Raw genomic sequence first — 19,040 nt, 5'->3', positions numbered from 1 at the left:
CGCTTAACAAAACATCAATTGTTTGCTGTTCTAAGTACTGCTTTCTTGTTTCTATTAAATGCTTATTTAGTTCAACTAATTTAGGTGGTAGAGTTAGCGCTCTAAAAAATCACCTAGGGGTTTACACTTGGCTAAGAATTTTCAACAGCGTATTAATTTCCTCAGCGAACATCCTGAGAGCTTCATTGCATTCGGTCGTGGTATTGAACGCGAAACGTTACGTGTAAACGAGGATGGTAAGCTATCTCAAGAGGGGCACCCTAGTGCTTACGGTAGCGCTCTTACACATACTTCTATCACCACTGATTTTGCTGAGAGTCTGTTAGAGTTTATTACGCCGGTTGCAACTAGTGTAGATCAACTGTTTAACTATCTTAATGACATTCATCATCATGTGGTTGTGAACTTGCCTAAGGAGCAATACCTTTGGCCAATGAGTATGCCTTGTTATGTAATGAGTGAAGATAATGTGCAATTAGCGCAGTATGGTTCATCTAATATCGGCAGAATGAAAACGACTTATCGTCAAGGTCTTAAAAACCGTTACGGCAGTATGATGCAGATTATTTCTGGCGTGCATTATAACTTTTCATTGCCTGCTGCGTTTTGGGATAATTGGGGTGAATTGCACGACTCACCGTTAACCGGTCAAGCAGCTCAATCTGCTGGATATATGGGGTTAATTCGAAATTACCTACGTTATGGGTGGGTTATTCCTTATTTGTTTGGTGCTTCTCCTGCTATTTGTAAATCATTCTTACAAGGTAAAGAAACAAAACTTCCCTTTGAAGCTACAGGTAAAGGAACGATTTATTTACCCTATGCAACGTCATTGCGTTTGAGTGATTTAGGTTATACCAATAGCTCTCAATCAGATTTAAACATCTGCTATAACAGCCTAAACACTTACCTTGATAGCGTGCGTAAAGCGTTATCTAAAAAAGAGTCCAAGTTTACTGCGATGGGAACGGTCAAAGATGGCGAATATGTTCAGCTTAATGATAATGTTCTGCAAATAGAGAACGAATTATATGCCTCTATTCGTGCTAAACGTGTTCAAAAAGCTAACGAGACGCCATCACAAGCATTAAAAGCACGTGGTATTGAGTATATTGAAATTCGTTCTTTAGATGTTAATCCATTTTGTAAATTAGGTATTACTGAAGAGCAAGTGAACTTCTTAGATCTATTTTTAACTTGGTGTGCAAGTGTTGAATCACCAACGTTATCACAGGAAGAATACGCAGCCTGTGCGGATAACTTTAATGAGATGGTAACACGAGGTCGTGAACCTGAACTTACTTTAACCATCGCTGAGCAAACTAAAGATGTTGCAGGTTGGGGAAAGTGGTTAAATCAACAACTGTCTGAAATGGCGTCGTTATTAGATAAAGAGCGCGTTGATAATCGCTATCAAAATGCAATGCAACATATCAGCCCTCGTTTTGAAGACCCAGAGCAAACCAGCTCTGCGCGTATTTTAAAACGTATCAAAGATTCTACGGGTGATAATGGCACATTAGCATTGAGTTTAGCAAAACAGTATAAAGTCGAGCTACAAGAGCAACCTTATTCTATTTGGTCTGAGGAGATATTTGCACAGCAAAAGCAAACTTCAATTGAAAAGCGTGAAGCCATTGAAGCTGCTGACACATTGAGTTTTCCTGATTTTTTAACCGATTACTTTACTAACGCTAAAAAAGTATAAACAGCAGATAGCTGGTCATCTCTAACAGCACGTACTTTGTATGTGCTGTTAAAATTTCTCTGCATAACGTGTTAGGTTATTATTAATCTGTTTTCTAATGTTATTCATTTAGCGCCAATAAAATAGGAAAACGATACGTTATTCGCGGTTAACTGAGAGGTTTAAAGTAAAGCTATGCACTTATTTAAAAAAATAATCACTTTAATTTTTCCTATCACATTAATCGCCTGTGCAACACCGCCTCCTAAAAATCCTGAAAATATTTGTGATATTTTTTTTGAAAATCGAGACTGGTATAGTGCTTCTAAAGAAATGCAAGAACGATGGGGGACGCCCATTCATGTGCCGATTGCTATTATGTATCAAGAAAGTAGTTTTAAACATGATGCTGCGCCACCGATGCAATATTTTTGGTTTATACCCATTGGTCGAGCGAGTGATGCCTATGGTTATGCACAAGCCAGAGACATGACTTGGAGTGACTACCAACGGGAAACGGGTAATAACTGGTCTAGTCGTGATGATTTTGATGATGCTATCGATTTTATGGGCTGGTTCACCAGCAAAACGCATAAAATAAACGGTGTGTCGAAGTGGGATGCTTACGGCCAGTATTTGAATTATCATGAGGGTTGGACAGGATACAAACGCAAGAGTTACAACAAAAAAGCGTGGTTAGTAAAAGTCTCTCGTAAAGTGGATGTACGTGCTAAAAAATATGCAACACAGTTAAAAGGTTGCCAAGAAGATTTGGATTCGAGTTGGTTATGGCGATTGTTTTATGCCTAGTTAGTAGATGCAATACTAAACTCAATCCTTGAAATGAATAAATAGATAATTAATTAAGTAATAAGGAAACACCCTATGCCATTATTAGATAGTTTTACCGTTGACCATACTATTATGAAAGCGCCAGCAGTACGTATTGCTAAAACCATGCAAACACCAAGTAAGGATACTATTACAGTATTTGACTTACGTTTCACTGCGCCTAATAAAGATATTTTATCTGAAAAAGGCATTCATACATTAGAGCATCTGTACGCGGGATTTATGCGTGATCATCTCAATGGGGATCAAGTTGAAATCATCGATATTTCACCAATGGGATGTCGTACAGGGTTTTACATGAGCTTAATCGGTGCACCTACAGAACAACAAGTGGGTCAAGCTTGGTTAGCGGCAATGCAAGATGTGTTAAATGTAGAAAACCAAAACCAAATTCCAGAACTAAATGAATATCAATGTGGTACTTATGCAATGCACTCATTAGCTGAAGCAAAAGAGATTGCGCAAGCAATTATAGATGCGGGTGTTGGTATCAATAAAAATGATGATATTTCATTGTCTGCAGAGCAATTACAACAACTGTAAATATGAGATAACTATTAAGGCTGCTTTGCAGCCTTTTTTTTGCTTTATTTTTTAGTGAATTGTTTTATATCAAGTATCAAAAAAACTGATGCTTTACATTGAGAGCTCAATAACGTCATTAATGGACTCTCATGAAGTACACCTTAAAGCAGTTACAAGTTTTTAACGCGATCGCGAGTAATGAAAGTGTTAGCCGTGCCGCGGAACACTTATGCATGACACAATCTGCAGTGAGTATGTCCTTAGCACAATTAGAAAACTTACTTGACCGACCTTTGTTCATTCGCCATGGAAACCGTTTAACCTTAAGCCACTGGGGGAGATGGTTAAGACCGCAGGCGCGAAAACTGATCCAAAATGCACAACAAATTGATCAAGGCTTAAAAGATCAGCATTTAATCAGTGGTACCTTATCATTGTGTGCAAGCCAAACCGCCGCTGAACACCTATTGCCAAAACTAATCAGTAATATCGATAGTGACTTCCCTGAACTACGTATAGAACTCTCCATTGAAAATAGTGAAGAGGTGATTCGAGGGTTATTAAATCATGAATTTGAATTAGGTATTATTGAAGGGCGCAATGATGATAGTCGTGTTATGCAAGAAGCTATTTTTGATGATCATTTAGTCATTTTTACTAACACCCATCACCCTTACGCACATTCAAAGGTAGTTAACCTCGCACAGTTAGAGCAAGCCCGCTGGATTTTAAGGGAACATGGAGCTGGTACGCGACGTATTTTTGAAAGCGCGGTACATGGTTTAATTGACCATCTTGATGTGTGGAAAGAATATGAAAGTGTCCCTGTTATTAAAGAATTGGTGAAAAATGGCAGTTATGTCGGCTGCTTACCTCTGTTAGATGTAAAAAGAGAAGTTGAGCGTTGTGAACTAGTCATACTGAATACTCCTGAGTTAGATATGCATCGTAGTTTATCATTTGTTTGGTTAGATGATTTAGGGCAAAACCCATTAAAAGATTGTGTTATTACAGAAGCTAAGCGTTTAGTACGTAGTATACAAAAAAATAGAATTAATCACTTTTCCGATTAATTCTATTTTTATTGAGTTGCTATGTAACCTTCGGCAGTGTCATTTTAAGCTATGCCATTTTGAGTTACATAGCTTAAGTTATGCGTCTTTATTAAGCCGCTTGATGTGATGTGGTGTTTGGTTGGATTTCAGAAACACCTTCTTCTTGAAACTGCATCTGTAACAGTAAATGTTGAGTAATATGCTGGCGTGTGATCGTACCCACTACAATACCATTATCAATCACTGGATAGATAGAAGGGCGTTTAGCGGCCGCTTTATTAAGGCGTTGATGGTAACTTAGGTATTGGCTTGATAATAAAACACCTGAATCGCTAACCGGGAATAAGATACTTTTATCGACGGTCATAAATTCAATTAACTCTGCAATACTTTGCTCTGGAGTGACACTTAATACTTCAGTTTGCATGACATCAGCGACACTTAACTGCTGATCTAACTCAAAATCATTTGCCCACCAGTTACGTAATAAATCCTGCTCTGATACAAAACCAAGTAGTTCTTTTTGCTCATTAATAACGACTGCTCCACGCGCTTGTTGTGCTGATAACTCTAATAAAGCAGAGGTTGCCGTTTGTTGTCCTGAAAAAGTGATAGCTTTTGTATCCATTAACTGTGCAACAGTTAGGTCAGTTAAAAAGGTATTGTTCATAATTGGTGTTCCTTGTGATGGTAAATAAGTCGTCGTAGCGAGGTCTGATGTTGATTTGTGAGTCATCGATGTCGGTGTTATTGATTCTGTTGGTAACGGGGCATCATTTGTTAATGGAACTGGAATATCTTGGTAAATTAACCAATAGCCTAAACCAACCATTACGCCTCCTCCGACAATATTGCCTAGGGTAACGGGGATTAAATTATTGAGTACAAAATGACTCACTGTTAGGTCAGCAAAACTATTTGCGTTATATCCCAATGAGATTAAATACTCAGCTGGTACGGTATGTTGTAAAACAATACCCAAAGGCACCATAAATAGGTTCGCGATACTATGTTCAAAACCGCTGCTGACAAACATTGCAACCGGTAGTATCAGTAAGAATGACTTTGTTAACATATCTTTACTGCTAAATGTCATCCAAATACCTAAACACACCAATAGGTTACATAGCACGCCTAAGGAAAATGCTTGTAGCCAGGTGTGGTGGATTTTATGCTGTGCAAGATGCAGTGCATTAATACCCCATTGTCCACCGTCAAGTTGGTACATTTTGGCACCAAAAATCAGTAATAAAATCAGCATCGCCCCAACAAAGTTGCCTAGGTAAACACGTACCCAGCAACCGATTAACTGCAGGGTACTTAATTTACCCTGTGCCCAGGCAACGCTACTCAATACGGTACTAGTGAATAATTCTGCTCCACATACCACTACGAGTATTAAGCCTAAACTAAATGCAGTGCCTCCCGCTAAACGTGTGAGGCCCCAAGAAGAGGCATCACTGCCGGTCGTTACCGTAACGTAAAAAACAAATGCAATGGCGATAAAAACACCCGCAAACACTGATAAGCCAAAAGAATGAAGTTTACTTTTGTTGGCTTTTTGTACGCCATAATTACTGACATCTGCTAAAGGATGTGACTTGGCTACTGCTTGGGTCGTATTCGTATTTAAGTGGTTAATGGCATGGTTCATATGCAATCACTAAGCCTCCTGCAATAAAATGATATGAAGTGGTCGTCATTGTTTATCTCCTATTGAATTCAACTATTCATTGAACACTTATTAATTGAACGCTATCGATGCGTTGTAAAAACAATACGATCCTTTTTAGTTAAAGAATATTTGATATTTTTTATTCTCAGAATCAAAAATATTGATGCTTAGTAGCTGTTGTAAAAAAATTAAGAACACATACTTACTTCAATCATTACAAGTTGGCGCAGACCATCTGCAATGATTATCTTAGTGGAGAGGTAGTTTGTTAGGAGGAATGCTGTTAAACACTAAATTTAGAGCAAAAAAAAGCAAACCGATTGGTTTGCTTGATAGAAAGTAGCTAATTTTTCATCACTCATAATAGCTAGATTAGATGATTATTATGCAAGATGACCTAATGCTATTAATTGAGCTAATGTTATTAATTTTCCTCACTATATAAATGAGGAATAATTTTCACTAATTTAACCATATTGTTTTCAACTTCAATGATTTCCATTGGATAACCACATATACGTGTACTGATGTTGGCGGTAGGGATTGTTTCAAGATGCTCAAGAATTAAACCATTTAAAGTACGAGGCCCATCTGTAGGTAAAGACCAACCCATTTCTTTATTGAGGTCACGGATGCCTAAGCTACCTTCAATAATATAACTGTCATCTTGTTGCTTGTGGATCTCTTCTGAACTATGTGGCTCTCGGGTTGTGGTAAAGTCACCAACTATCTCTTCTAGAATATCCGCCAGAGTCACTAACCCTTGAATATCACCGTATTCGTCCACCACTAAGCCCATACGTTCTTTATTTTGTTGGAACTTTATCAATTGCGTATTAAGTGGTGTACCTTCTGGAATAAAGTACAACTCACGTACACTTCTTAACAATGTGGTTTTAGTAAAGTCTTCTTTTAACAGGATCAATAGCGAGTCACGTGCGTGTAAGAAACCAATAGAATCATCAATGGTGTCGCGGTATAACAAGGTCATAGTATGGGTACGATGTTTTAACTGCTTTAAAATCGTATCCCAATCTTGGTTGATATCAATGGCTGCGATTTCGTTACGTGGCACCATGATTTCATCGACAGTGACTTTTTCTAACTCAAGAATACTTAATAGCATTTGTTGGTGATGCTCAGGGATCATTGATCCTGCTTCATGTACAACAGAGCGTAATTCGTCACTTGATAATGCATTATCACTTTGATTATGAACACTGATACCAAATATTCTTAATAAACCGTTAGAAATACCGTTAATACACCAAACTAATGGGCTTAATATTTTTTGTAGAGGTGCTAATAAGACCGAGCTAGGGAAAGCAATTTTTTCTGGATATAAAACCGCGAGTGTTTTAGGAGTAACCTCAGCAAAAATCAGTATTACTAGTGTCAGAACGCCTGTCGCAATAGCGATACCTGCATCACCAAACATGCGTTGACCTATAATGGTGGCAATCGCAGAAGCCAATATATTAACTAAGTTGTTACCAATTAATATCAAGCCGATCAATTTATCTGGTTTGTTTAATAGTTTTTCAACACGTAGTGCAGTTTTGTTTTTGTCTGCTGCTAAGTGTCGTAAACGATAACGGTTTAAAGACATCATGCTGGTTTCTGAACTAGAGAAATAAGCTGAGATGATGATTAAAACGGCTAAACTAATAAATAATGCGCTTGTGGGTATTTCGTTCAAGAGTGCTCTCGATAGTTGCTTTTAAAAAAATTAAAAATGATGGCCTTGATATTATCGAAGAAATGCAAATATAACAAAGTAGATTTTCTAAAAAGCCCTATAAAAAAGTATTTTGACGATATTATGTGAATTATTGAAAACTCGCTCTGCTAATCCTCAATTACCTACTTAGCTATTTACCAGCCTATATAGCGCTAACTACTACTGAACAGCGAACTGTAAAGTAACTATTGAGACTCTATATGCGCTCAATTAAAACTCAATAATGGTCATTTTATGACATTAATCACTTGTCAGCGTGTTGAATAATATTGATAATGCCGCCTTTTGAATAATAGGGCATGCTTATCAAACCTTTACTGTTTATCTCTATACTATTTTTGTCATTACCTTCCTATGCTGAGAATACACAAATACAATCCTTTTCAAGTGCTAAAAAGAAATTAGAGAAAGAAATCTATTTAGTACCTCAAGAACGCCACACTTTATATTGCGATGCAGAGTTTGATAGCAAAAAAAATGTAATTGCTACCTCCGGCTTTGAAAGTAAAAAATACAAAAAAAGAGCAAAGCGCATTGAGTGGGAACATGTTGTGCCAGCGGAAAACTTTGGACGTAATTTTACTGAATGGCGAAGTGGCGATAAACAATGCATAACGAGTAAAGGTAAAGCCTATAAAGGGCGACGTTGTGCAGAAAAAACCAATGCAGAATACCGATATATGCAAGCTGATATGTACAATCTATATCCTGCGATTGGTTCAGTTAATGCGAGTCGCAGCAATTATAACTTTGTAATGTTAGGTAATGTTCAAAGTAGCTTTGGTAGCTGCGCAATGAAAATAGAAAAGCGTAAAGTAGAGCCGCCTGTACAAAGCCGAGGTGTGATTGCACGTGCTTATTTATACATGGATACTATTTATCCTAGTTATAAAATGAGTCGTCAACAGCGTCAATTAATGACCGCTTGGCATAAAACCTACCCAGTTAACGCATGGGAATGTGAGCGCGCTAAACGTATTCAAAAAGTACAGGGCAACAATAACGAAATAGTACAACAGAGTTGCCAAGCTGCAGGACTCAACTAATACAACTCAAATAAGTTTAGTTAACCACACACTGTTTAATGAAACGGTTTAAATGAAATGAGTTTTATGAATTGTTTTAATACTCTCGTTTTAATACTTTCGTTTTAATACTCTCGTTTTAATATTATGGTGTGGGGTTGTAGAGGCTTGCTTTTAAGCAAAGGAATGGCTGTTTTATCAAACCATCTTGTTTAGTGCTGATAACTGTTTATCTTTTTTAACTGCTTATCATAACAAGATGGTATCACTTAGAACTGAACATTTTTGAGTAAAGGATCAGAGAATTATTTCTCTTACAAAGCGACTGCCAAAGTAAGCAAGCGTTAACATTGAAGAGCCAACAATAGTAATATAGATCACTAAACGACCACGCCATCCTTTCTTGAAATGCCCCCATAGCAAGGTTGCATAAATAACCCAAGCAACAATAGTCAGCACTGCCTTGTGTGCACTTTCACTTGCAAACATATCATCTAAAAACATAAAACCGGTGACTAATGTACAACTTAAGAGGACAAATCCAATTAAAATAAACTGGAATAAGCTTTTTTCAAGCGTCATTAAAGGCGGTAAATTCAAACCTGCGATGGGCGATCTGTGTTTCTTTAATCGGTAATCTACATAGGCTAATTGCAATGCAAATAAACTGGCAATGACCATCATGGCATAAGCGAGTAGCGCTAAAATAATATGAGAACCAACCTGCGGGTTATCTTCCAAGTGGGTAATGTAATGACTTGGTAAATACACCACAGCGATAAAATTGACAATATTAAACCCATACACGATTGGTAACAGAACGCCGGTATTGATTTTTTTGTTGATGGCCAATGACAGCGCTGCAATTAAAAAACTCACCAATGAAACAACATTTAAAATAGGCAAATTTTGACCATTTATTAAAAAGATGTTTTCATATAACCAAGCAGCGTGGCTTAATAGTGCGACACTTGATAAGGTAATAATCTGATAGCTTAACTTTGCTTGAGGTGAAAATAATTGGCGGCTAGCAAGTAAGCCACTTAGTAAATAAAATACAACACTGATAGTTGCCAGTTGACTCATATATTACTGCCTTTACTCATAAAAATGGCTTTTAATAACCTTCATTATAAGCTTTATTGAATGGATGAGAAGTTAATACTATTTTGAAAAAGCATAAATGCGTATAATACACAAAATCCTAATTATTTATAGCTATGAGACATAAACATGTTTGAGAATTTAACGGACAGATTGTCGAAGTCACTGAAAAGTATCAGTGGTAAAGGTCGATTAACAGAAGACAACATTAAAGGCACATTACGCGAAGTACGTATGGCGTTGTTAGAAGCCGATGTAGCTTTACCGGTTGTTCGTGACTTTATTAAAGCAATCAAGAAACGTGCGATTGGGCAAGAAGTTGCCAAAAGTTTAAACCCAGGCCAAGCCTTTATCAAAGTTGTACAAAACGAACTTGAATTGGCAATGGGTGAAGTCAACGAAAATTTAAATTTAGCGACCCAGCCGCCAGCAGTATTATTAATGGCAGGTTTACAAGGTGCGGGTAAGACCACCTCTGTTGCTAAATTATCATTATTATTAAAAAACAAAGAAAAGAAATCAGTTTTGGTTGTGAGTGCCGACGTTTATCGTCCTGCCGCGATCAAACAGTTGGAAACCTTAGCTGCTGAAGTTGATGTTGAATTTTTCCCAAGTGATATCACGCAAAAACCAATCGATATTGCTAATGCCGCTATTTCCCATGCGAAAAAGAAATTCATTGATGTTGTAATTGTCGATACGGCAGGTCGTTTGCATGTTGACGGCGAGATGATGGATGAAATTAAAGATCTACATGCAGCGATTAATCCAATTGAGACATTGTTTGTTGTAGATGCAATGACCGGCCAAGATGCGGCAAATACGGCACAAGCATTTAATGAAGCCTTACCATTAACCGGTGTTATCTTAACGAAAGCTGATGGTGATGCCCGTGGTGGTGCTGCACTTTCAATTCGTCATATCACGGGTAAACCGATTAAATTTATCGGTATGGGTGAAAAAATTGATGCGTTAGAACCTTTCTATCCAGACCGTATCGCTTCTCGTATCTTAGGAATGGGTGATGTTCTTTCATTAATCGAAGAGCTTGAAACTAAAGTTGATAAAGATAAAGCAGCTAAGTTAGCGAAAAAAGTTCAAAAAGGTAAAGGTTTTGACCTAGAAGATTTCCGTGACCAATTAGTGCAGATGAAAAGCATGGGCGGCATGATGGGCATGATGGATAAATTGCCGGGTATGTCGAATATTCCAGATGCAATGAAAGATCAAGTTAATGATAAAGCAACCAATCAAATGGAAGCGATCATCAATTCAATGACTAAAAAGGAACGTGCTAAGCCTGAAATTATTAAAGGTGGCCGTAAGCGTCGTATCGCCGCGGGTTCTGGTACGCAAATTCAAGATGTTAATAAACTGCTTAAACAGTTTACGCAAATGCAAAAAATGATGAAGAAAATGGCCGGTAAAGGCGGTGGCATGCGTAAAATGATGAGTAGCATGCAAGGCATGATGCCTGGTATGGGCGGTGGTATGCCGGGTATGGGAGGCGCTGGATTGCCACCTGGTTTAGGCGGTTTCCGTAAAAAGTAAAACATAATTAAGCGCAATGTTAGGATTGTTTAAAGCCCCGGTGAATCTTATTCAACGGGGCTTTTTTATATTTTAGCCGTTTGAATTGATTGCTGACTGTGATTTTGATTGTTCTTTTTCTAAATAAGAGTATAATTTTGCGGCTTTCTACAGAAGCAGGTGGTCAGAATTCACTGACTTTCGACGTTTAATAATATATATAGAGGACGATATGGTAACTATTCGTTTAGCTCGTGGTGGCGCTAAAAAACGCCCATTCTACCAAGTGGTAGTAACTGATAGCCGTAGCCCACGTGACGGTCGTTTCCTTGAAAAAGTTGGTTTCTTTAACCCAACTGCACAAGGTCAATCAGAAAAATTACGTTTAGATACAGATCGCATCAACCATTGGGTTGGTCTTGGCGCACAGCTAAGTGATCGTGTAGCTAAATTAGTAAAAGATAACGCTGTAGCTGCTTAATTGCAGTTAGGTGAAGGAGATATTAGGTGAGCGAACAAGCAAAACCAATAGAAATAGGCAAATTTGGTGCAGTTTACGGCATCAAAGGCTGGTTAAAAGTCCACTCCTACACCGATGATCCTGAAAGCATTTTTCAATACAAGCCATTGTTAATGAAATCTAATGGGGCTTTACGTGAAGTGAATATCACTGAATGGAAACGTCACAATAAAGGTTTTGTTGCAAAAATAGACGGTTACGATGTTCGTGAAGAAGTACAAGCCTTAGTTGGCCTTGACCTTCTTGTTGAACCATCTAGTCTTCCAGAGTTGGAAGCTGACTACTATTGGCGCGATTTAGTCGGGTGTCAGGTTAATACTGACAAAGGTTATCATCTTGGTGTTGTCACTGATTTGATGGAAACAGGCTCTAAAGATGTGCTTGTTGTAAAAGCCAACTCGAATGATGCTTTTGGACAAAAAGAGCGGTTAATTCCGTTCATCGAAGAGCAAGTAATATTGAATGTTGATATTACAGGCCAACTAATTACAGTTAATTGGGAACCTGATTTCTAATTACCCTAGGAGAAAAGTTATGTGGTTAGGGGTTATTAGCCTCTTCCCGGACATGTTTCGGGCCATTAGCGAGAATGGGGTAACAGGTCGAGCGATTAAAAATAACTTGCTCTCTATCGAGTGTTGGAATCCACGTGATTTCACATTAGATAAACATAGAACGGTCGATGATCGTCCCTATGGTGGCGGGCCTGGGATGCTGATGATGGTGCAACCTTTACGGGATGCAATCAACGCAGCAAAACAGAGCGCAAGAGAAGCAGGGCATGAGGCAAAGGTAATTTACCTTTCTCCTCAAGGTCGACGTTTAGACCATCAAGGTGCACAGTCTTTATCAAGTTCTCGAGCTTTGATATTAGTGGCAGGGCGCTATGAAGGAATAGACGAACGTATAATCGAAAGCTTAATAGACGAAGAATGGTCTGTTGGTGATTATGTGTTAAGTGGTGGTGAGCTGCCGGCAATGATTTTAATGGATGCTGTGGTGCGTTTTGTACCGGGTGTTTTGGGTCATAGTCAATCAGCTGAGCAAGATTCATTTGCGGATGGATTGCTTGATTGCCCTCACTATACAAGACCTGAGGTGTTAGATGGAAAGCAAGTGCCAAGTGTTTTATTAAGTGGTGATCACGAGAAAATTCGTCAATGGCGATTAACTCAATCATTACAGCGCACGAAACAAAGAAGACCCGATTTATTACAAAACCTAGCTCTGACTGACGAGCAAGCAAAATTGCTTGCTGCTCTGAAAAGCAACTCCAACTAGACAGCGATGTTATTAGTTAACTAGGCATAAAAAGGTATAAAAATGAGCAAGATTATAGAAGCAATTGAAAACGAACAACTTCGTACAGATATCCCTAAGTTCTCTCAAGGTGATACTGTTGTTGTACGTGTTCGCGTAAAAGAAGGTGAAAAAGAGCGTCTTCAAGCATTTGAAGGTGTTGTTATTGCTAAGCGTAACCGTGGTTTACATTCAGCATTCACAGTTCGTAAAATCTCGAACGGTGAAGGTGTTGAGCGTGTATTCCAAACTCACAGCCCACTTGTAGGAAGCGTTGAAGTTAAACGTCGCGGTCTGGTTCGCCAAGCTAAACTTTACTACTTACGTGAACTTACTGGTAAAGCTGCTCGTATTAAAGAGAAGCTAGGTAAGTAATTTCATTTTCTCAGTTAATTAAAATTGGTTGAGAAATGTAAGTTGCAAAATTGCTATAATAAAAAGGTCTGCTTAATGCAGGCCTTTTTTTTGGCAATTTTTAAGATAAGGGGAAAGGTTAAATGTTACAAAATTTAATTAAATATACCTTATTCACAGTTGCCTGCTGCGCAACATTACTCGGACTACTAGGTGTTATTTTACCTTTGCTCCCCGCTACGCCTTTTTTTATATTGGCACTCTTTGGATTCTCTAAAAGCTCACCACGTTTTCAACAGTGGTTATTAAATCTACCTGCTGTTGGCGATGATTTAAAACATTGGCAAGCCCACAAAAAAATCAATAAACAACGTAAACCGATTATTTATTTAAGTATTGTCATTAGTTTCCTGATCTCTATCCTTTTATTGATAGGACAGCTGTTTTTACAATTAATGTTAGTCGTAATAATGCTTATTTTACTTCTCTTTATCAAAAAGTTACCTGAGTCCTAACAACACGAGTTCTAGCTGCGTGAATATCTTGTGTCGAATTTACTTTATGAGTGTTTGATTATGGGATTTTATCTGCTCAAAAACATCAAATAGTCCGTTTTGAAAATGTGATTTAATAAGGTCTGTGATAATCTAAGCCGATAAACGCCCTAGAGAGAGATAAAATGAAAATAACCTTACCTGAATATGAGCAAGCAAACGTATTAGTTGTCGGTGATGTCATGCTAGATAGATATTGGCATGGTCCTGCAGCACGTATCTCTCCTGAAGCGCCAGTGCCTATCGTTAACGTTAAACAAATAGAAGAACGTCCTGGTGGGGCGGCAAACGTTGCACTGAATATTGCTGCATTAGGCGCAAAGTCAAAAATAGTGGGCTTAGTGGGCGACGATGAAGCCGCACAATCGATTAAAGACAGCCTGCATTCCGTACACGTAGAAACAGATTTTGTCACCGTTGCTAATGCACCGACAATTACAAAATTACGCGTATTAAGCCGCCACCAACAATTAATTCGTTTAGATTTTGAAGAGTCATTTGCTGATGTTGATAGTACAGCAATGATTAATAAGATGAGCACCGCATTAGATCAGTCTAATCCAGTGATTGTCTTTTCTGACTACAATAAAGGCTCATTGGCTGACGTACAAAAAATGATTCAACTTGCCAAAAGTCGAGGCGTCAAAGTCTTGGTTGACCCTAAAGGGACGAGTTTTGAAAAATATCGCGGCGCTACACTACTTACGCCTAATCTCTCTGAATTTGAAGGGGTTGTGGGGCATTGTAAAAATGATCAAGAACTATTTGAACGTGCTAGGCAGTTAATTAAAGATTTACAACTAGAAGCCTTGTTAGTGACTCGTAGTGAGCATGGTATGACTTTGATCCGTGAGCATGAAGAACCTTTTCACCTACCGACTCAAGCTCAAGAAGTCTTTGATGTGACCGGTGCAGGGGATACAGTGATTGCGGTATTAGCGGCCTCAATTGCTGCAGGTAGCAGCTTTGAAGATGCTTGTGCGCTAGCTAATGCTGGTGCAGGTGTTGTGGTAGGCAAAATTGGTACTTCAACAGTGAATACCATTGAGTTAGCAAATGCAGTCTATAGCCAACAAGAGATTGGCTTTGGTGTGCTAACCGAAAGCCAATTACAATTAGCAGTAAAATTAGCGCAGCATCGTGGAGAAAAGGTCGTCATGACTAATGGCTGCTTTGATATTTTACATGCTGGCCATGTTTCCTATTTAAATACTGCTCGTGAACAAGGCGATAGACTAATTGTTGCAGTTAATAGTGATCAGTCTGTGCGTGATTTAAAAGGGGAAGGTCGTCCTATTAATACTGCCGACCGACGTATGGCTGTGTTAGCGGGGTTAGGTGCTGTGGATTGGGTGGTTGAGTTCTGTGAAGATACCCCACAGCGTTTGATTGCAGGTGTTTTACCTGATCTACTGGTTAAAGGTGGAGATTATACTCCTGAACAGATAGCTGGCGGTGCAGAAGTCATTGCCAATGGTGGCGAGGTACGAGTACTGCAGTTTAAAGATGGCTGCTCAACAACCGAGATCATTAAAACAATTCGTAATGAACGTTAAGATTAATTGAAAATTGACGATAATAAAAAGGGAAGCAGAAGCTTCCCTTTTTTGATCTTAGCACTAGTTAATTTAGTACTTTTTAATTTGATGCTAGAACTTAGTATTTTATGTTAATAACAATGTCGATGAATTGCTATTTTAGTGTTGTTACTTTTTAGCTTTTGAAATCTCAGAAACACTCGCATCTGGGCTCATTGATACATCTGTTAATCCTGCAGAGATATCAAAAATATCTTTCTCAGATAATGTACCCGCTGATAGTTTTAGTTGCAGCATGTTAATAATGTAATCATAACGAGCATTGGCTAATAAGTTTTCAGAGCTGTATAAGTTACGAGTAGCATCCAGAACGTCAACGATAGTACGAGTTCCTACTTCAAAGCTTGCTTCAGCAGCATCTAATGCACTTTGTGATGAAACAACCGTTTGCTCGTAAGCGCGAATAGAACTTAAAGAAGCTTGTACGTTGTTATAACCGCTGTTGATTTGTGCATCAGTACTACGGAAGCTTTGTACTAGATCTTCACTTGCTACAACATAGTTAAATTGTGCTTGTTTAACACGAGAAGTAATACCGCCACCCGTGTAAATAGGCACATTTAAGCTAAGCCCAAAAGTAGCGGCTGTTGCATCATAAGATGTTGAGTTTGAATCATGGTAATTATAATCGTTGTAACCTAAACCAGCGGTGAAATCGAGCGTTGGCTCATGACCCGCTTCAGCTAATTCTATATTCATTTTAGCCAGTTCTTTAGCGATACGTTTGCTATGTAAATCTAAATTATACTCTAACGCTTTGTTACGCCAAATTTTCACATCACCTTCAAGTGGCTGTGGGTCAAATGTTTTAGTGTTTAAGTACGCAACTTGTTTAACATCTTCACCAGTTAATTCACGTAACAAGTAATAATTATTAGCCAGTGTATTTTCTGCTGTGATTAAATCAGCCACTGTTCTATCGTACTCAGCCTGCGCTTCATGCACGTCGGTAATAGCAATTAAACCCACATCAAAACGTTGTTTAGTTTGTTCTAGTTGACGCTCAACAGCACGCTTGTTCGCTTGCACAGATTTAACTGATTCGTCGGCACGTAATACATCAAAATATGCAGTAGCAGCGCGGAATAATAAATCTTGAGCGGCATAACCGTAAATAGCAGCGTATTGTGTTGCTTGTTTCTCTGCTATATCAGTTTGTTGCCAGTAAGTGCCATTATAAAGTGACTGTGTTAGCTCTAGACTCGCGCCATAGTTGGTGTTGGTATTAGTACTAATGCTTGATTGCACGTGGTTGGCATCTAACCCAAAACCAATTTGTGGTAATAAAACCGATTTTGATTCTGATACTTGCTCAACAAACACATCATATTGTGCCTTGCTTTTTAAAATAATGGGATCTTTGTATTTGGCTGTTTCATAAACTTGTTGTAGCGTATCAGCATTGACGGCAACACTTGATAAGCCTAGTAAGCTTGCAATATAAAGGCGTTTTAAATTCATGGTATGGAAATCCTGTTGAATGTGTTTTTGCTAATATGAAGAAAGGCTAATTTTTAATATTGTAGGGTATTATAAAAAACTATTTTTAACTATTACTTGTTGCTTAATAATACAATAAAAATTTGAATTAAATTGCATTTCTTTTTGCTTTATAATAGGGATTTCACTATATACAAATGATTTTTAAAGCGATTTTAAAAAAATTGTGTGTCTGTGTCATCATTAACTTTAATCATTAATCATAATGTTTATCCTATAACTTTTTAAAAAATGAGTAAATCGTTTATTGGTGCAGTTTATGCATTTAAGTATTTCATTTACACGCTCAATCATAGGTCATTAGCGATATTGCAAACGTGCCCTAAACGAGTGATTTCAACTCATATCAGGTTACTGCTGATGTAAAACAAATAATGAAAGGGAAAATAATGTACGACAAAAATGATGTAGAAATATTAGGCTGTGAATCACTTTATAAAGGTTTTTTTAAATGCAATAAATTTACTTTAAAGCATAAATTATTTTCTGGTGAATGGAGCAAACCTATTCAACGTGAATTTTTTGAAAGAGGAAAAGCGGCGGCTTTATTAGCCTATGACAAAGCACAAGATGCGGTGATCTTAGTTGAACAGTTTCGTTTTGGCGCGATGGATAGCAAGCAGTCTCCTTGGTTGTTAGAATTAATTGCCGGCATGATTGATGAAGGTGAAGATGCACAAGAGGTGGCAAAGCGAGAAGCATTTGAAGAAGCAGGATTAGTGATTGATCAATGCCAATTTATGCTCAGTTATTTTGTGAGCCCCGGCGGTACCACTGAAACTATCGACTTATTTGTAGCGAATGTCGATAGTCGTAATGTGGAAGGTGTTTTTGGCTTAGCTGAAGAGGGGGAAGATATTCGAGTTCATGTGGTCCCTAGAGAGCAAGCTTACCAATGGGTGCAATCTGGAAAGATTGATAATGCGGCAACTATTATTGGATTGCAGTGGTTGCAACTAAATTATAAAAATGGCTTAAATATTTAATTTTTTACTTATTTTTTTACTCACTACACATTTAGAGTTATTAAAATGTGCTTTTGTCGACATTTTTAATCATTAATTCCTTTTCATTATTGTGAGAATGATAAAATAAATAACTGAATTTTAATAAAAATGACCATTTAGCGTGGTGTGTTAACTATAAAACTTAGAGTGAATAATATAAAAATGAATGGTGTACTTCAGACGGTAGCAACGCTAAATGCGGATCACAAGGGGGAGGTAAAGTTATTACAAATTACCGACACCCATCTTTTTGCTGACAGAGAAAAAGACTTATTAGGCATTAAAACAGTCGATAGTTATGATGCTGTTATAGAGCATGCCCAGCAATACACCGCTAAATGTGCTGCAGTTTTGTGCACCGGTGATTTGTCACAGGATCATTCTACTCAGTCTTATGTTGATTTCAGTGAGCGTATTAAAACATTAAAAATGCCTTGTTATTGGTTGCCAGGCAATCATGATATGCAAGAAGTGATGTTGCCTGCTTTGTTGAACGAAGGACTTGCGCAAACCAAACAAATCATCAGCGAATATTGGCAAATTATTTTACTGGACTCTCAAGTCTCAGGCGTACCTTACGGCCACCTCAGTGAGTCACAATTATTTTTCCTAGAAGATAAGCTTAAGCAGCACCCAAACAAACATACCTTGATTGCAATTCATCACCATGTGTTGCCCGTAGGTTCGGCTTGGTTAGACCAACATATTTTGAAAAACAATGCGCAGCTTATTGAGCTGATCAGTCAGTTCAATAATGTGAAAGCGGTTTTATCTGGTCATGTTCACCAAGCTTTTGATGTCACCAAAAAAGGGGTACGTTACCTAACCAGTCCATCTACCTGTGTACAATTTAAACCACAAAGTGATGATTTTGCTGTTGATGATAAAGCACCTGGATATCGCTATTTAACACTTACAAAATCAGGTAAAATAAACACCCAAGTTGAGCGTATTGATATTGGAGAGTTTGTTACTGATGTGAATGCGACCGGATACTAAATAATCTCAATGCGG

Annotated in this window: 18 protein-coding genes; 14 read left to right on the top strand and 4 right to left on the bottom strand. The window is 38.0% G+C overall.

The features are described from left to right. The first annotated feature begins 127 nt into the window (after positions 1-127). From gshA to MT391_RS08875, 4 genes are all read left to right on the top strand, one after another. Positions 128-1,708 (top strand): glutamate--cysteine ligase, encoded by a 1,581-nt coding sequence (gene gshA, locus MT391_RS08890; RefSeq protein WP_499497637.1) that lies wholly within the window; start codon positions 128-130, stop codon positions 1,706-1,708. Positions 1,709-1,882: 174 nt separating this feature from the next. Further along, a complete protein-coding gene (locus MT391_RS08885) occupies positions 1,883-2,497 on the top strand; it encodes a transglycosylase SLT domain-containing protein (protein WP_166372555.1) in 615 nt (204 codons plus the stop codon). Positions 2,498-2,572: 75 nt separating this feature from the next. Continuing rightward, complete coding sequence (luxS, locus tag MT391_RS08880) at positions 2,573-3,082, top strand: S-ribosylhomocysteine lyase (RefSeq protein ID WP_166372556.1); 510 nt, start codon at positions 2,573-2,575, stop codon at positions 3,080-3,082. Positions 3,083-3,213: 131 nt separating this feature from the next. Then, a complete protein-coding gene (locus MT391_RS08875; RefSeq protein ID WP_499440665.1) occupies positions 3,214-4,137 on the top strand; it encodes a LysR substrate-binding domain-containing protein in 924 nt (307 codons plus the stop codon). Between the two features lie 91 nt (positions 4,138-4,228). On the opposite strand, the gene focA is transcribed toward MT391_RS08875, so the two are convergent. Beyond that, positions 4,229-5,773 carry a formate transporter FocA gene (focA, locus tag MT391_RS08870; protein ID WP_499497674.1) on the bottom strand — a complete coding sequence of 515 codons (1,545 nt, stop codon included), beginning with the start codon at positions 5,771-5,773 and terminating at the stop codon, positions 4,229-4,231. A 445-nt stretch (positions 5,774-6,218) separates the two neighbouring features. After that, positions 6,219-7,493, bottom strand: coding sequence for an HlyC/CorC family transporter (locus MT391_RS08865; protein ID WP_166372558.1), 1,275 nt, complete (start codon positions 7,491-7,493; stop codon positions 6,219-6,221). A 341-nt stretch (positions 7,494-7,834) separates the two neighbouring features. On the opposite strand from MT391_RS08865, the gene MT391_RS08860 reads away from it, so the two are divergent. Then, a complete protein-coding gene (locus tag MT391_RS08860) occupies positions 7,835-8,581 on the top strand; it encodes an endonuclease (RefSeq protein ID WP_499440664.1) in 747 nt (248 codons plus the stop codon). Positions 8,582-8,857: 276 nt separating this feature from the next. On the opposite strand, the gene MT391_RS08855 is transcribed toward MT391_RS08860, so the two are convergent. Next, positions 8,858-9,646 (bottom strand): cytochrome C assembly family protein, encoded by a 789-nt coding sequence (locus tag MT391_RS08855; protein ID WP_166372560.1) that lies wholly within the window; start codon positions 9,644-9,646, stop codon positions 8,858-8,860. Between the two features lie 147 nt (positions 9,647-9,793). Between MT391_RS08855 and ffh the strand changes: the two genes are divergently transcribed. The 7 genes from ffh to hldE all read left to right on the top strand — a co-directional run bounded on the left by ffh (position 9,794) and on the right by hldE (position 15,477). Then, complete coding sequence (ffh, locus tag MT391_RS08850; RefSeq protein ID WP_166372561.1) at positions 9,794-11,215, top strand: signal recognition particle protein; 1,422 nt, start codon at positions 9,794-9,796, stop codon at positions 11,213-11,215. A 211-nt stretch (positions 11,216-11,426) separates the two neighbouring features. Beyond that, on the top strand, positions 11,427-11,675 hold the full coding sequence (rpsP, locus tag MT391_RS08845; protein WP_028869134.1) for a 30S ribosomal protein S16: 249 nt from the start codon (positions 11,427-11,429) through the stop codon (positions 11,673-11,675). A gap of 26 nt (positions 11,676-11,701) precedes the next feature. Beyond that, a complete protein-coding gene (gene rimM, locus MT391_RS08840; RefSeq protein ID WP_166372562.1) occupies positions 11,702-12,229 on the top strand; it encodes a ribosome maturation factor RimM in 528 nt (175 codons plus the stop codon). A gap of 19 nt (positions 12,230-12,248) precedes the next feature. Further along, complete coding sequence (gene trmD, locus MT391_RS08835) at positions 12,249-12,995, top strand: tRNA (guanosine(37)-N1)-methyltransferase TrmD (protein ID WP_166372563.1); 747 nt, start codon at positions 12,249-12,251, stop codon at positions 12,993-12,995. Between the two features lie 42 nt (positions 12,996-13,037). Beyond that, positions 13,038-13,388 (top strand): 50S ribosomal protein L19, encoded by a 351-nt coding sequence (rplS, locus tag MT391_RS08830; RefSeq protein WP_166372564.1) that lies wholly within the window; start codon positions 13,038-13,040, stop codon positions 13,386-13,388. A gap of 122 nt (positions 13,389-13,510) precedes the next feature. Continuing rightward, positions 13,511-13,882: a YbaN family protein gene (locus MT391_RS08825; RefSeq protein ID WP_166372565.1), complete on the top strand. Its 372-nt coding sequence runs from the start codon at positions 13,511-13,513 to the stop codon at positions 13,880-13,882. 164 nt (positions 13,883-14,046) lie between these two features. Beyond that, complete coding sequence (gene hldE, locus MT391_RS08820) at positions 14,047-15,477, top strand: bifunctional D-glycero-beta-D-manno-heptose-7-phosphate kinase/D-glycero-beta-D-manno-heptose 1-phosphate adenylyltransferase HldE (protein WP_499497634.1); 1,431 nt, start codon at positions 14,047-14,049, stop codon at positions 15,475-15,477. Between the two features lie 150 nt (positions 15,478-15,627). Here the strand turns inward: hldE and MT391_RS08815 are convergent, their stop codons facing one another. Next, positions 15,628-16,980 (bottom strand): TolC family outer membrane protein, encoded by a 1,353-nt coding sequence (locus MT391_RS08815; protein ID WP_166372567.1) that lies wholly within the window; start codon positions 16,978-16,980, stop codon positions 15,628-15,630. A gap of 428 nt (positions 16,981-17,408) precedes the next feature. Between MT391_RS08815 and nudF the strand changes: the two genes are divergently transcribed. Further along, complete coding sequence (gene nudF, locus MT391_RS08810) at positions 17,409-18,005, top strand: ADP-ribose diphosphatase (RefSeq protein WP_499440658.1); 597 nt, start codon at positions 17,409-17,411, stop codon at positions 18,003-18,005. Positions 18,006-18,188: 183 nt separating this feature from the next. Then, positions 18,189-19,025, top strand: coding sequence for a 3',5'-cyclic-AMP phosphodiesterase (gene cpdA, locus MT391_RS08805; protein ID WP_499497632.1), 837 nt, complete (start codon positions 18,189-18,191; stop codon positions 19,023-19,025). Positions 19,026-19,040: the final 15 nt, after the last annotated feature.

It is taken from the genome of Vibrio sp. 1-Bac 57 (genome assembly GCF_037546855.1).
Lineage (GTDB): Bacteria > Pseudomonadota > Gammaproteobacteria > Enterobacterales > Psychromonadaceae > Psychromonas.
This window is presented reverse-complemented; position numbering and strand designations above follow the sequence as displayed.

Excerpts from the sequence above, each read along its gene's own strand:
- MT391_RS08885 (WP_166372555.1), top strand. The coding sequence starts at position 1,883 with ATGCACTTATTTAAAAAAATAATCACTTTAATTTTTCCTATCACATTA.
- luxS (WP_166372556.1), top strand. The coding sequence starts at position 2,573 with ATGCCATTATTAGATAGTTTTACCGTTGACCATACTATTATGAAAGCG.
- MT391_RS08875 (WP_499440665.1), top strand. The coding sequence starts at position 3,214 with ATGAAGTACACCTTAAAGCAGTTACAAGTTTTTAACGCGATCGCGAGT.
- focA (WP_499497674.1), bottom strand. The coding sequence starts at position 5,773 with ATGAACCATGCCATTAACCACTTAAATACGAATACGACCCAAGCAGTA.
- MT391_RS08860 (WP_499440664.1), top strand. The coding sequence starts at position 7,835 with ATGCTTATCAAACCTTTACTGTTTATCTCTATACTATTTTTGTCATTA.
- MT391_RS08855 (WP_166372560.1), bottom strand. The coding sequence starts at position 9,646 with ATGAGTCAACTGGCAACTATCAGTGTTGTATTTTATTTACTAAGTGGC.
- ffh (WP_166372561.1), top strand. The coding sequence starts at position 9,794 with ATGTTTGAGAATTTAACGGACAGATTGTCGAAGTCACTGAAAAGTATC.
- rpsP (WP_028869134.1), top strand. The coding sequence starts at position 11,427 with ATGGTAACTATTCGTTTAGCTCGTGGTGGCGCTAAAAAACGCCCATTC.
- trmD (WP_166372563.1), top strand. The coding sequence starts at position 12,249 with ATGTGGTTAGGGGTTATTAGCCTCTTCCCGGACATGTTTCGGGCCATT.
- rplS (WP_166372564.1), top strand. The coding sequence starts at position 13,038 with ATGAGCAAGATTATAGAAGCAATTGAAAACGAACAACTTCGTACAGAT.
- MT391_RS08825 (WP_166372565.1), top strand. The coding sequence starts at position 13,511 with ATGTTACAAAATTTAATTAAATATACCTTATTCACAGTTGCCTGCTGC.
- hldE (WP_499497634.1), top strand. The coding sequence starts at position 14,047 with ATGAAAATAACCTTACCTGAATATGAGCAAGCAAACGTATTAGTTGTC.
- MT391_RS08815 (WP_166372567.1), bottom strand. The coding sequence starts at position 16,980 with ATGAATTTAAAACGCCTTTATATTGCAAGCTTACTAGGCTTATCAAGT.
- nudF (WP_499440658.1), top strand. The coding sequence starts at position 17,409 with ATGTACGACAAAAATGATGTAGAAATATTAGGCTGTGAATCACTTTAT.
- cpdA (WP_499497632.1), top strand. The coding sequence starts at position 18,189 with ATGAATGGTGTACTTCAGACGGTAGCAACGCTAAATGCGGATCACAAG.